The 13,645-nt window shown below is 27.8% G+C and carries 14 protein-coding genes and 1 other annotated feature; of the genes, 1 reads left to right on the top strand and 13 read right to left on the bottom strand.

All coding sequences use genetic code 11. The annotated features are described in order from the left end of the window. Positions 1-150 precede the first annotated feature (150 nt). Positions 151-1,086 (top strand): type II restriction endonuclease, encoded by a 936-nt coding sequence (locus CLOACE_RS06695; RefSeq protein ID WP_070110335.1) that lies wholly within the window; start codon positions 151-153, stop codon positions 1,084-1,086. 349 nt (positions 1,087-1,435) lie between these two features. Here the strand turns inward: CLOACE_RS06695 and CLOACE_RS06690 are convergent, their stop codons facing one another. From CLOACE_RS06690 to aroA, 13 genes are all read right to left on the bottom strand, one after another. Then, on the bottom strand, positions 1,436-2,542 hold the full coding sequence (locus tag CLOACE_RS06690) for a helix-turn-helix domain-containing protein (protein ID WP_070110334.1): 1,107 nt from the start codon (positions 2,540-2,542) through the stop codon (positions 1,436-1,438). A 150-nt stretch (positions 2,543-2,692) separates the two neighbouring features. Beyond that, the gene (trpA, locus tag CLOACE_RS06685; RefSeq protein WP_070110333.1) at positions 2,693-3,460 is read right to left on the bottom strand and encodes a tryptophan synthase subunit alpha; all 768 of its coding nucleotides are present in this window, start codon (positions 3,458-3,460) and stop codon (positions 2,693-2,695) included. A gap of 2 nt (positions 3,461-3,462) precedes the next feature. Next, positions 3,463-4,659 (bottom strand): tryptophan synthase subunit beta, encoded by a 1,197-nt coding sequence (gene trpB, locus CLOACE_RS06680; protein WP_070110332.1) that lies wholly within the window; start codon positions 4,657-4,659, stop codon positions 3,463-3,465. 2 nt (positions 4,660-4,661) lie between these two features. Next, on the bottom strand, positions 4,662-5,273 hold the full coding sequence (locus CLOACE_RS06675; protein WP_070110331.1) for a phosphoribosylanthranilate isomerase: 612 nt from the start codon (positions 5,271-5,273) through the stop codon (positions 4,662-4,664). Positions 5,274-5,276: 3 nt separating this feature from the next. After that, complete coding sequence (trpC, locus tag CLOACE_RS06670; RefSeq protein ID WP_070110330.1) at positions 5,277-6,068, bottom strand: indole-3-glycerol phosphate synthase TrpC; 792 nt, start codon at positions 6,066-6,068, stop codon at positions 5,277-5,279. A 26-nt stretch (positions 6,069-6,094) separates the two neighbouring features. Next, positions 6,095-7,123 (bottom strand): anthranilate phosphoribosyltransferase, encoded by a 1,029-nt coding sequence (gene trpD, locus CLOACE_RS06665; RefSeq protein WP_070110329.1) that lies wholly within the window; start codon positions 7,121-7,123, stop codon positions 6,095-6,097. A gap of 225 nt (positions 7,124-7,348) precedes the next feature. Then, positions 7,349-8,779, bottom strand: coding sequence for an anthranilate synthase component I (trpE, locus tag CLOACE_RS06660; protein WP_070110328.1), 1,431 nt, complete (start codon positions 8,777-8,779; stop codon positions 7,349-7,351). 54 nt (positions 8,780-8,833) lie between these two features. Continuing rightward, positions 8,834-9,104, bottom strand: a binding site (T-box leader). A gap of 41 nt (positions 9,105-9,145) precedes the next feature. After that, complete coding sequence (gene aroQ / locus CLOACE_RS06655; RefSeq protein ID WP_070110327.1) at positions 9,146-9,583, bottom strand: type II 3-dehydroquinate dehydratase; 438 nt, start codon at positions 9,581-9,583, stop codon at positions 9,146-9,148. Continuing rightward, on the bottom strand, positions 9,580-10,095 hold the full coding sequence (locus tag CLOACE_RS06650; protein ID WP_070110326.1) for a shikimate kinase: 516 nt from the start codon (positions 10,093-10,095) through the stop codon (positions 9,580-9,582). Before CLOACE_RS06650 ends, aroQ begins: the two co-directional genes overlap by 4 nt. A gap of 86 nt (positions 10,096-10,181) precedes the next feature. Beyond that, positions 10,182-10,982 carry a shikimate dehydrogenase gene (gene aroE / locus CLOACE_RS06645; RefSeq protein WP_101495399.1) on the bottom strand — a complete coding sequence of 267 codons (801 nt, stop codon included), beginning with the start codon at positions 10,980-10,982 and terminating at the stop codon, positions 10,182-10,184. Positions 10,983-11,017: 35 nt separating this feature from the next. After that, positions 11,018-11,278: a chorismate mutase gene (locus CLOACE_RS06640; protein WP_070110324.1), complete on the bottom strand. Its 261-nt coding sequence runs from the start codon at positions 11,276-11,278 to the stop codon at positions 11,018-11,020. Positions 11,279-11,299: 21 nt separating this feature from the next. After that, positions 11,300-12,379 (bottom strand): chorismate synthase, encoded by a 1,080-nt coding sequence (aroC, locus tag CLOACE_RS06635; RefSeq protein ID WP_070110323.1) that lies wholly within the window; start codon positions 12,377-12,379, stop codon positions 11,300-11,302. Then, positions 12,357-13,634 carry a 3-phosphoshikimate 1-carboxyvinyltransferase gene (gene aroA, locus CLOACE_RS06630; RefSeq protein WP_070110322.1) on the bottom strand — a complete coding sequence of 426 codons (1,278 nt, stop codon included), beginning with the start codon at positions 13,632-13,634 and terminating at the stop codon, positions 12,357-12,359. The genes aroC and aroA overlap by 23 nt, the downstream gene beginning before the upstream one ends. Between the last annotated feature and the right edge of the window lie 11 nt (positions 13,635-13,645).

Genomic DNA, 13,645 nt, shown 5'->3' with positions numbered 1-13,645 from the left:
CAGGTGATTTTTTTATTAGCTTTGTTCATTGTTTCCTCTCTCCTTTCTGGGAGGTAATATTTTTATGGTAAATCTATTATATTTCATAGGTTGAGGGGAAGCAATGTTCATATAACTTAACAGAACTATATTTAATTTCAGGAGGTAATTATGAAAAACACAAATTACTATATTAAAAAAAATCTTAATTCACCTAATAAGGTATTTAATTTTTTAATAGACACGTTAAAAGATAGTATTTTTACTTGGAATTACTTTGTAGATTTTGATAAAGCAATTACAAATGTAAAAAATGTAGAAAAAGACTTAGAAGTCTTAAATTCACTATTAACTGTAGATAAAAATAATCTAAATGAGGAATTTATAAATTTATTAAAGAAATATCCCCAAACAAGAAAATGTCTATGTATTTTAATAGCCCTTAGATATAAAAAGCTCTCTTCCTTACCTATAATAGATGATATAAATACACTATCTGCTTCAATAAAAAAAGACTTATTTAATCCCAAAGTAAAAATAAATGAAGATTTATCCAAAGAACTTTTAAAATTCTTTAAGCTTACAGGATTAAGGAATCTTTTTATAAATAAAAATATTTCTAATATTATTGACTACTGCAAAGGAATAGAAGTAGGAATGGATACCAATGCACGAAAAAATAGGACAGGCACTGCTATGGAAAGTCTAATAGAAAATTATATTATAAATTTAAGTAATAAATATAATCTTTCATATATTCCTCAAGCTACTAAAAATAAAATTTATGATAAATGGAATATAGAAATACAAGTAGATAAAATAGATAGACGCTTTGATTTTGCTATATTAACTTCCAATAAAAAATTATTCTTAATGGAAGTTAATTATTATAGTTCTGGTGGCTCAAAACTAAAGGCAACTGCTGGAGAATATAAGGAATTATATAATCTTTTAAATTCTCAAGATATACCTTTTATATGGATTACAGATGGGCAAGGTTGGACTACAGCTAAAACTGCTCTTAAAGAAACCTTTTTACATAATGATTATTTATTTAATTTATATATGATTGCTGACGGAGTTCTTATGGAAGTTTTATCACAATAAATAATCTAAAATATAAAAAGAATCCCTAGTAATAACTAAAAATAATCTGTATAAAAAAAATAATACAGTGGCATTAAAGAGAGTTTGTAAATAATTAGAATGAATTTTAGACACTCTTAGAATAAAAAATAAAAAAACTCCGTAATTCATCACAGGACGTGATGAGCCAATTTCCGCACCAAGGACGGTGCATAAATTGGGTAGGAGTTTTTTTATTTTTTATTCTTAGAGTGTTTTAATGAAATGACTTATTTACAAACTCTCTTTAATGCCACTGTATTATTATTTTTATACAGATTATTTTTAGTTATTACTAGGGATTCTCCTTTAACTTCATTCTCAATTATTTTTAGCTTAATGATTTTTTCTCCAAATCTTTTAAATCATTTATAATCCTTGTAAATTCCTCACTTTCCCTAATTGAATCAAATACTGGTTGTTCAAAAACTTTAAATATATTCTCATATAAATTCATTGTTATTGTACGTTCTGATTTTGGAACTTCATTAAAGCACCAAATGTCTCTAAATTTATCTGGTTTATTAATGTCATTATTTTTTATATCATCTACCATATTCTTTAACATTTTAATTGCTTTTTCTTTCTCATTAAATTTCAAGTAATTTTCAGCAAAATTTAAATACTCCATTGATAAGCTTAACACTGAATCTTTATTAGAAGAAACAGCTTTCTTTATATTAATAGATAGATTATTATATTTTTCTGCCATACTTAAATTTTTTTCATCTTTAATATATGAATTAGCTAATCCCATACACACAAAAGTTATTTCATTTATATTTTTATAAAGTTTAGTTTGAAGCAACTCTCTAGCCTTTTTAAATTTATTTTTTTTGATGTATATACCTGCAAGTACAATATCTGTTTCAAGTTCGCTTTTAGAAATTTTATTTAAAGCTTCTATAGCCTTATCTTCTTCTTCTATTACTTGATAAAGAGCTCCAAGTTGGAATAAAGCTTGATCAACAATTTTTATTTCTGTACAATTTTTAGCTACATCTTCAAATAATTTAATAGAAAAAGCTATAATATCCATACGTTTTTTTTCATTATTTTCTTTCCATGAATACACATTAAATAAAAATCCTATTCTAAGTTTTAAATAATAGCTTGTGGGATACTTTAATACATATTCCTTACTTTTATTAATTGCTTCATATAAATCACCTTTACTAAATATAGCCTCGCATTCACTAAATATTTTCATAACTTCTTCATCTGACAAATCTACTTTAAAATTCAATAATTTATCTATAGAAACATTAAAGAAAGTTGCAAGTACTGGTAACATAGTTATATCTGGATAGGAAATTCCACTTTCCCATTTTGATACCGCTGCTGTTGATACTCCAACAAAATTCCCTAATTGATCTTGAGTAATACCCTTTTCTTTTCTTAATTCAAAAATAACTTCACCTATTGATAATCTATTCATAATTTACCACTCCATAATTTTATTATAAGACCTTATACACTTAGTATAACTTAATGCTATCCTTATACCAATGGATGCATAGTTGAATATATTATCAAAAATTTAACTATAAGTTAATATGGAATAATTATTAAATTTATTTTGTTAATATTAATTTCCCATTAACTCAGCTATTCCATTAAAATCTTCTCTATAAGCTAAATCTACAATTTTACTTCCTACTACTACTCCATCTACATATTTAGTAATTTCTTTAATTTGCTCATTAGTGGATATGCCAAATCCCGCTACTACAGGTAATTTACTAATAGATTTAACCTCTTTAAGAAGTTTAGTTAAATCACTGTCCATTTCTTTTCTAGCTCCTGTTACTCCAGTTACTGTAACGGTGTAAATAAAGCCTTCACCTCTTCTGCAAATTACTTCTATTCTTTCTTTACCGCTAGTTAAAGTCACTAAAGGTATAATAGCTAATTCAGCTTTTTTTGCAAAAGGCTCCACAATTTCTAACTCTTCTAAAGGCAAATCTGGTATAATCAATCCGTCTAATTGAACTTCTTTGCACTTATTGCAAAATTCTTCAACGCCATATTGAAGCACTGGATTCAAATAAGTCATTAAAACTATAGGTATAGATGAATTGTTTCGAATTTTTTTAACTAAATCTAATATTTGCTTAATATTTACTCCTTTTTCTAAAGCTCTTTTGCCTGCTGCTTGAATAGTAGGTCCATCTGCAACTGGATCTGAGAATGGAACACCTATTTCAATAACAGTAGCTCCTAATTTTTCTAAAGTATAAACAAGTTTTTCAGTAAACTCCATTCCTTTATCTCCAGCCATTATATAAGGTATAATAGCTTTTTTATTTTGTAATTTTAAATTTTTAAAAGCTTTATTTATTCTTGATACTCCCATTTTTATTCTACCTCCAATATTTTTGATACGCTTTGTACATCTTTATCCCCTCTACCAGATAAACAAATTACTAAGCCTTCATGTTTTCCCATATTTTTAGCAATTTTCATAGCATAAGCTACTGCATGAGCACTTTCTAAAGCAGGAATAATGCCTTCTACTTGAGATAATGTTTGAAATGCTTCCAGTGCTTCTTTATCCGTAATAGAATCATACTTTACTCTAGCTGTATCTTTTAGATAACAATGTTCAGGACCAACACCAGGATAATCTAAACCTGCTGAAATAGAATAAACTTCATGAATTTGTCCATCATTATCTTGAAGTAAATACATCATAGAACCATGCAATGCACCTACTTTACCTTTAGCCATAGTAGAAGCATGTTCTGTAGTGTCCACTCCTTTTCCTCCAGCTTCTACACCATAGAGTTTAACATCTTTGCATTCTATAAATGGATAAAACATTCCCATAGAATTACTTCCTCCACCTACACAAGCTACTACTGCATCTGGTAATTTTCCTTCTTCTTCTAAATATTGCTTTTTAGTTTCCTTTCCAATAACACTTTGAAAATCTCTTACAATTTCAGGGAAAGGATGTGGTCCTAGTACAGAACCCATAATATAATGAGTATCACGCACATTGGCAACCCAATATCTTAATGCTTCATTAACAGCATCTTTCAATGTTCTACTTCCAGAAGTAACAGATACAACTTTTGCTCCTAATAATTTCATTCTAAATACATTTAATCTTTGTCTTCTTATATCTTCTTCTCCCATAAAAATTATACATTCAAGTCCAAATAATGCTGCAGCTGTAGCTGTTGCCACTCCATGTTGACCTGCTCCTGTTTCTGCTACTACTTTCTTTTTTCCCATACGAAGTGTTAATAAGGCTTGTCCTATAGTATTGTTAATTTTATGTGCCCCTGTATGATTAAGGTCTTCTCTTTTTAAATATATCTTAGCCCCACCACATAGTTTAGTTAAATTTTCAGCATAATAAAGTGGCGTTTCTCTTCCTACATATTTCTTTAGGTAATAATCTACCTGAGATTGCATAGCTTCATCCTTTTGAAACTGTCTATAACATTTTTCAAGTTCCAATACTGATGTCATTAATGTTTCTGGTATAAATCTACCTCCATATATTCCAAAGTGACCTGTTTTATCAGGCATATTATAATTTTCCATAATTATCTCTCCTTTACTAGTTTTATAAATCGTCTTATTTTAATTACATCCTTTTTTCCTTTAGTTTCAACACCGCTGCTAACATCAACAGCATAAGGCTTTACTATATCCATTGCCTTATGAATATTATTGCAATTTAATCCACCTGCTAAAATTACATGTGTTTTAATTGATTTATTTATACATTTAACTATGTTCCAATCAAATGTAGTTCCATTGCCTCCAAAATATTTTCCTTTTCCGCTATCTACTAAATAAGCTGAAGCTTTGTAATTTTCCATTGCTTTTATATCCTGTAAAGTAGCTACTCTAAAAGCCTTAATTATAGGTATTTTAGATTTAATACAAATTTCTGGATTCTCATTACCATGAAGTTGTAAATAATCTAATCCACATTCTTTGCCTATATACTCCATTTTTTCTAAGGATTCATTTACAAAAACTCCTATTTTAACAACTTTTGAAGGTAATTTATCTATTATATTTTTTGCCTCATTTACTGTTATTTGTCTACTGCTTTTGGCAAAAACAAATCCTAAAGCATCTGCCCCGGCTTTGCAAGCTTCTATAGCTGTTTCCCTATCTTTAATACCACAAATTTTAACCTTAACCATAATCTAAAATTCCTTTACTACTTTTAATTCATTAAATTTACTTTCAAGATTTGTTGCAGTAACCAAGCTTTCTCCTACTAAAATACCCTTTATTCCAGATTTAGCTAATTTCTCTACATGGGCTTTTGTTTTTATGCCACTTTCACTTATTAAAGTAATATTATTTTTAAGAGCTTTAGGTGCAATTTCTAAACTAGTATTTAAATTTACTTTGAAAGTCTTTAAATCTCTATTATTTATACCTACTAATTTAGCCCCTAATTCAATAGCTCTGTCCAATTCTTCTTCATTATGAACTTCAACTAATACTTCTAAATCTAATTGTTTTGCAAAATTAAATAATTTATATAATTGTTTCTCTTCTAAAGCTGCTACTATTAATAAAATTACATCACTACCACAAATTTTTGCCTTTTGTATTTGAATTTCATCTATAATAAAATCTTTACACAATATTGGCAAAGAAGTTGATTGAGCTACTTTTTTCAAATATTCAAAAGAACCCTTAAAAAATTCTCTATCCGTAAGCACTGATATTGCTAAAGCCCCATAGCTTTCATAAAGTTTTCCTTGTACTACTGGATCTAAATTTTCTCTAATTAATCCTTTAGAAGGAGATGCTTTTTTAATCTCAGCAATTATCCCCATGTAATTACTTTTATTTAATTTATCAATAAAAGATTTTTTACTTTTTCTATTTAAATTACATAGCTCTCTTTCAAAATTAAAGTTTTCTTTAAGCTTTTTTACTTCTAATCTTTTAGCCTTTAAAATCCTAGTTAAAAAGTCTTCCATATAACCTCTTCTCCCTTAAAAAATATTTAATTATTTAAATTAGTAAACTTAATAAGTTGTTGTAATTTTTCTAAAGCTTTCCCTGAATCAATACTTTCTTTGGCTAATTCTATACCTTCCTCTATATTGGTAGCCTTGCCACCAATAATCATACCTAAAGCTGAATTTAATAATACTATATCTCTATGAGGTCCTTTCTTTCCTTTTAGAATATTTAAAGTAATTTGTGCATTTTCATAAGCATTTCCTCCTATGATTTCTGAATTAGCAGCTAAATTAATTCCAAAATCTTTTGGATTTATTATATTTTCTTGTATTTCATCTTCATTTAAAAATGCTATATAATTATCTCCAGCTAAAGAAATTTCATCTAAGTTTCCTGCACCATGCACTACTACTGCTTTTTTTCTACCTAGTTTTCTAAGCACCTGCGCCATAGGCAAAACTAATTCTTTTTTGTATACTCCACATATTTGTGCTTGAAGATTAACAGGATTAGTTAAAGGACCTAGTACATTAAAAACAGTAGGAATTGCTAAATCTTTTCTAGCTTGCATAACATATTTCATATTTGGATGAATATTAGGAGCAAATATAAAGGCTATTCCAATAGTATTTAACTGATTTTCTATATCACTAATTTGATTTTTAATATTAACTCCTAAAGCTTTTAACACATCTGCACTGCCACTTTTGCTAGATATAGAGCCATTTCCATGCTTAGCTACTACAATTCCTGCTGCAGCTAGTACAAAAGCTACTGTAGTACTAATATTAAAAGTTCCTGCGCCATCTCCCCCTGTACCACAAGTATCTATTACATATTTTTGTTTTGTGTTTATTTTTACTGCCTTTTCGCGAATTCCTGTAGCCATTCCAGCAATTTCATCAACAGTTTCACCTTTTGATTTTAGTGCTACTAAAAAAGCTCCTATTTCAGTATTACTTACTTCACCGCTTATTAAACTCAATGTACTTTCATAAGCATTATTAAAACTTAAATCTTTACGTTGAATTACTTGTTGTAAACTTTCCCTTAATTGAATTACGCTCATATAATCTCACCTACTTTTATTGATTTTTAATACATATTTAATATATTTTTACATGTTAAATTTATAAATATCTTAAAATTTCTTTATAACTATACTTTTATAGTTTTTTATTTTTATTTATTGGTTAAAAATTTTCTCTTATTGAAGTATTTTAAATACTTTCACTCTATAATTTTTTTCAATACTTGAATCAATTATCACTGCTTTTTTATTAATATTAATTTTCTAAATCACTTCTTTTACTCCCAAAGCTTTATTTAATGTTTCTATATATTCTGATTTAGCATTGGAATTACTTACAATTCCTGCACCTGCTTGTAAATAAGCTTTTTTATCTTTAAAAATAACTGTTCTAATAGCAATGCATGTATCCATATTTCCATTATAAGAAAAATATCCTACTGCTCCTGCATATAATCCTCTTTTTACATTTTCAAGTTCATCAATTATTTCCATTGACCTTAACTTTGGTGCTCCAGAAACTGTGCCTGCTGGAAGACAAGATTTAAGTGCATCAAAGCAGGAATAATCCTTCTTTAATTTACCTGAAACCTTTGATACTATGTGCATTACACGAGAATAAAAATCTACTTCCATATACTTTTCAACATTAACACTTCCAAATTCGCTTACATTCCCTATATCTTCTTTTCCAAGGTCTACCAGCATAATGTGTTCTGATATTTCCTTTTCATCTGAAAGTAATTCCTTTTTTAAATTATTATCTTCTTCGCTATTTCTACCTCTAGGTCTTGTACCAGCAATAGGATTGGTTATAACTTTATCACCCTTTACACTAACTAAACTTTCAGGTGAAGAACCTACTACTTGAAAATCCTGAAAATCAATGTAAAAAAGATAAGGCGAAGGATTTTTACTTCTTAGTCTTCTATATACATCAAAAGGATTTGAATTAAAATCAGCTATTAATCTTTGAGATAGTACTACTTGAAGCACATCTCCTTTTTTAATATATTCTTTTGCTTTATTTACAATAGAACAAAATTCTTCTTCACTAAAATTTGATTTAAATTCTTTTTCCTCAGTTATTTTAGGAATTTCATGTATATTATTTTTAATCTTAATTTTGCTAATTAACAAATTAATTTCATTAATTATGCTGTAATAATCTTCATCACTTTCTTTTAACACATTATAAATTATTGATAAAGTATGCCTAAAATGGTCATAACATATAATTGTTTTATAAAACATAAAATATGCTTCTGGTATATTTATTTCATCAATATTGTTACATTTTAAATTCTCATATTGTCTTACAATATCATAACCAGCATATCCTACAGCACCACCAGTGAAAGGAATATTTATTTCTTTTGAATTATAATCTACAGTTACAAACTTTTTAATATAATCCAATACCTGCCCTTTAAACTTTTCAATTCCCTCCTTTTCTATAACTTGAATTTCATCACCATAACTTTTAATAGTTTTATAAGGATTTACTCCAATAAATGAATATCTTCCAGATTCTTGTCCATTATAACAACTTTCAAATAAAAATTTATTTTTGCCTTCTAAATTATAAAAAATACTTATAGGTGTAATTTCATCTCCATTAATTTCTACTACAACAGGAAAAACTATATTTTCTTTTTTATATCTATTAAATTGTTCTTTTGTTATGTTTATCATTATTTCACCTCCTAATATTTTGAAAAATAAAAAACCCTCTATACATTTTCATGCATAGAGGGCGATATTCACCGTGGTGCCACCTCAATTGATTGTAATAAACTATTTTTAGAAATTACAATCCGCTTTTTCAGATACGGGAAATTTTAATAAACTCCGATATCCTATCTCTATAACGGGAGATGCCCGTGTCACCTACTTTACATTTCATATTTCGGATTCCACTCATAAGCCCATTCAATATGTTTTTAAATATTGGGTTCCCACCATTCCCAACTCTCTGGAATTGTTAAACATACCTACTCTTCTTATTCACTGATTTATCAATGTATTTTTTATTCATTATATTCTAAAATACTTACTTTGTCAAATGTTTTTTTTATTTTTAATTAAAGCCATTAATGCCATAATATATCCATACAATCCAAATCCTGATATTTGACCAATGCAAGCCGCTGCTGTTACTGACTTTCTTCTAAATTCTTCTCTTGAATGTATATTGCTTATATGTACTTCTACTGTTGGAATATTTACCGCTTTTATGGCATCATATATAGCAATGCTATAATGAGTATATGCACCAGGATTTATTACCAAAGCATCATATTTATTATAAGCCTTTTGTATAAAATTTATAATTTCTCCTTCTATATTACTTTGAACTATATCTATATCTACTGATAATTCTTTAGAACTTTCATATAGATATTTGCACATTTCACTATAACTTATGCTGCCATATATACCTTTTTCTCTAATGCCTAAAAGATTAATATTAGGTCCATTTATTATTAATACTTTCAAAATATCACTTCCAATATATCGTAAATTTTATTTATAGCATAATTAACATCTTTATTATTAAAAACTTCATAATCACAATATTTTTTGTATAAATCATATCTTTCTTTGTAAAGTTCGTATATCTTTGATACATTTCCTGCTAAAAGAGGACGTGTAGATACATCTATATCTTTAGCTATATTATCTACAGGTCTGTTTATAAATATAATAATAGAATTTTCCTTTAAAACTTTCATATTTTCAGGTATTTTAACTACTCCACCACCAGTTGCTATAACAGAAGGTGTTTTTTTAATTATTTCTTTTATGGATTCACTTTCAATATTTCTAAAATACTCTTCTCCCTTTTCAAATATATTATTTATACTTTTTCCTTGTTTATTTTCAATATAGCTATCTACATCATAAAAGGGCAAATTAATATTTTTAGCTAAAATATCTCCTATGGTTGATTTACCAGCACCAGGTGTGCCTATTAACACTATATTTTTATTTATATTAATATTTTTCATATTATATCCTCGCGTTAATTTTTAAACAATTTTACCATACATTTCATTTTTTTATTTAGTCTGTTCTTCTGTAGGTTCGTAAATTTTTAAACAATTTTATCATATATTTTATCTACTGAAATACTAATATTATTCCATAATTCCTCTGCTGCTACAGCTTGACCTACTAACATGTATAGGCCATTTACTCCTTTTATACCTAATTCTCTTGCATACTTTAGAAAAAGAGTTTCTGATGGATTATATATTAAATCAATAGCTACAGAAAAATCAGAAATAACTTCTTTTTCCACAGGGCTACATTGCAAATTAGGATACATGCCACAAGGAGTACAATTAATAATAATGTCTTTCCCCTTTAAATATTTAATTTCATCATAGCTTATTAAATTAAAATACTTTATTTTATGTGTGCATTTAATTTTGCTAACATCTCTACTTACTATTTTCACATCTTTTATTCCTTTATCTAAAATGTATTGCAAAACAGCCTTGGAAGCTCCTCCACTTCCAAGTATAACTGCACTTTTGTTTGCTACAGTAATATTGTTTTTCTCAAGCATTCTTCCAAAACCATAGTAATCTGTATTATACCCTATAGTTTTATTCCCATTAAAACAAATTGTATTTACAGAACCTATTTTTTTTGCTTCAATAGAAATTTCATCTAAATATTCCATTACAGAAACTTTATAAGGTATAGTAACATTTACTCCTTTTGCACATAATGCTTTCAATCCTTCTACTGCACTTCCTAAATTTTCTTTTTCTACTTCAAATAAATGATAATATCCTTGTATATTTCCTTCTTTAAATATTAATGAATGTATTTTAGGGGAAATACTATGTTTTAATTTTTCACCTAAAAGTCCATATAAACTTCCCAATTTAAATTCACCTCTTTTCATTTTTCAGTTTATGATTATTTATACTGCAATTCTCTACTAATTTCCATAATTAATTTTAAAAGTTTTTCAAGAGGTTGTTTAAAATCATTATTTTTTAAAAATTCCACTCTACTTTTAATAATTTCTTTTTCTCTAGATTTATCTAACACATTAATATTATTTTGTTTTTTACATTTACCAATTTTCAATGATATTTCCATACGTTTTTCCAATAATTTTACAATTTCTTCATCTATACTATCAATTTCTTCCCTTAATTTTGATATATCCTCCATTTACACCACCTGCCCTAAAAACTATTTACCACGTATAAAATCTAAAATTGTCATAGCAGTTACTGCTTCTACTACTGGAACAGCCCTAGGTACAATACAAGGGTCATGGCGACCAGTTACTTGAATTTCTGTGTTTTCTTTTTTTAGTAAATCCACAGTTTTTTGAATTTTACCTATAGAAGGCGTTGGTTTAAAAGCAGCTCTAAAAATCAAAGGCATTCCTGTAGTAATTCCACCTAATATACCACCATTATTATTAGTAAATGTGTGTACATTGTCCTCTTCCATGTAAAATTCATCATTTGCCTGAGAACCTTTCATTCTTGATATATTAAAACCTTCCCCAAATTCTACTCCTTTTACAGCAGGAATAGAAAATAAAATATGAGCTAAACTGCTTTCAATAGAATCAAAAAAAGGTGAACCTAAACCTGCTGGCAAATTTAAAACTGCTGCTTCCACAATCCCCCCTATAGAATCCAAATCCTGTTTTGCTTCTAAAATCTTTTTCTTCATTTCTAAAGCCTTTTCCTCATTAATAACAGGAAATTCTCTATTTATAAGACTTTTCAAAAAATCACTTTTAATATTTACTTTGTCAAATTCTTCATCTTGCACATTTCCTATTTCATATATATGGCTTCCTATAATAATATTTTTTTTCATTAAAATTTGCTTTGCTATAGCTCCTGCAAAAACCAAAGGAGCTGTTAATCGTCCTGAAAAATGCCCTCCTCCCCTATAATCATTAAAACCAAAATACTTTACATTACCAGTATAATCTGCATGTCCTGGTCTTATTATACTTTTAATTTTATAATAATCCTTTGAATGTTCATCTTTATTTCTTATAATTGCACATAAAGGAGTTCCTGTAGTATTACCATTAAAATATCCGCTTAATATTTCAAAACTATCTTTTTCTTTTCTTTCTGTAGAAAACTGATTTTTTCCTGGAGCTCTTCTACTCATCTCAAATTTAATATGTTCTAAATCAATTTCTATACCAGCAGGAATACCGTCTATAGTTATGCCTATGGCTTTTCCATGAGACTCACCAAAAATAGAATATTTAATATTATTTCCCCAAACTCCACTCATGGACAACTCCTCCTAACATTGAAAAATCCTTAAAAAATTCAGGGTAAGATTTTTTTACTGAATGGCTGTTTTTTATAATTACTGGTTCACTACATTTTATAGAAGCAATAGAAAGCGCCATAGCAATGCGATGATCATTCCAGCTTTCAACAGTTCCACCCTTTAATTTATCTTTTCCATTAATTATTAAGCCTTGATTTGTTTCTTTTACGTCTGCACCTAGTTTATTTAATTCTGTACACATTGCCTTCAATCTATCGGATTCTTTTATTCTAAGTCTTTCTGCGTTAATTATCTCTGTAGTTCCCTCACTTAAAGCTGCTAGTACAGATAAAATAGGTACAATATCTGGACAATCTGAAGCATCAATGGTTATACCTTTTGTTTTTGAAGTTTCAGTAACTATTTTATCTTTATATACACTTATATTTCCTCCCATTTTTTTTATTATGTCTACAATAGCTTTATCCCCTTGAAGAGAATTTATATTTATATCAGTACATTGAATTTTTCCACCTAATATTCCCGCTACTAACCAAAATGCAGATTGTGAAAAATCACCTTCCACTTTATAGTCTGTAGGCATATATTTTTGATTGCCTTTAATATAAAATTCATTATAATTATTACTTTCTATTTTTACAGAAAATTTATCTAAAGTATCTATGGTTAAATCTACATAACCCTTTGATTCTAATTTTGTAGTTAAAATTATTCTTGAATCTCCCTTTAAAAGTGGAAGTGCAAACATAAGTCCCGTTATAAATTGAGAACTTATGTTACCTTCTATTTCAAAATCCCCAGGAGTAATCAATCCTTTTACACTAAGAGGCAATCCATTATGACTACTGTAATTTATATTTTGTTTTTTAAATATTTCATAGTAAGGATTTAATGGACGGTTTTTTAACATTCCTTCTCCATTAAAGGTTATTTGATTTCCTGTTAAAAGAGCAATAGGAATTAAAAATCTCAATGTAGATCCAGATTCAATACAATTAATTTCATTTTTATTTAAATTTAAAAATTCACTTCCATTTATACATAAATTATTTTCACTTCTTTTAATATCCGCTCCTAAAGCTTTCATTCCATCAATAGTAGCTTTAATATCATGAGAAAATGTTACATTTTTTATATTACTTATGCCTTTTGAAAGACTAGCTGCTATTATTGCTCTATGACAAAGGCTTTTTGAAGGCTGAATTTTAATTTCACCATATAGATTTCTCGGTGTTATTTTTACAGAATTCAAATAAAATCCTC

It is taken from the genome of Clostridium acetireducens DSM 10703, from assembly GCF_001758365.1.
In the GTDB taxonomy this organism is placed as follows: Bacteria; Bacillota; Clostridia; order Clostridiales; family Clostridiaceae; genus Clostridium_C; species Clostridium_C acetireducens.
This window is presented reverse-complemented; position numbering and strand designations above follow the sequence as displayed.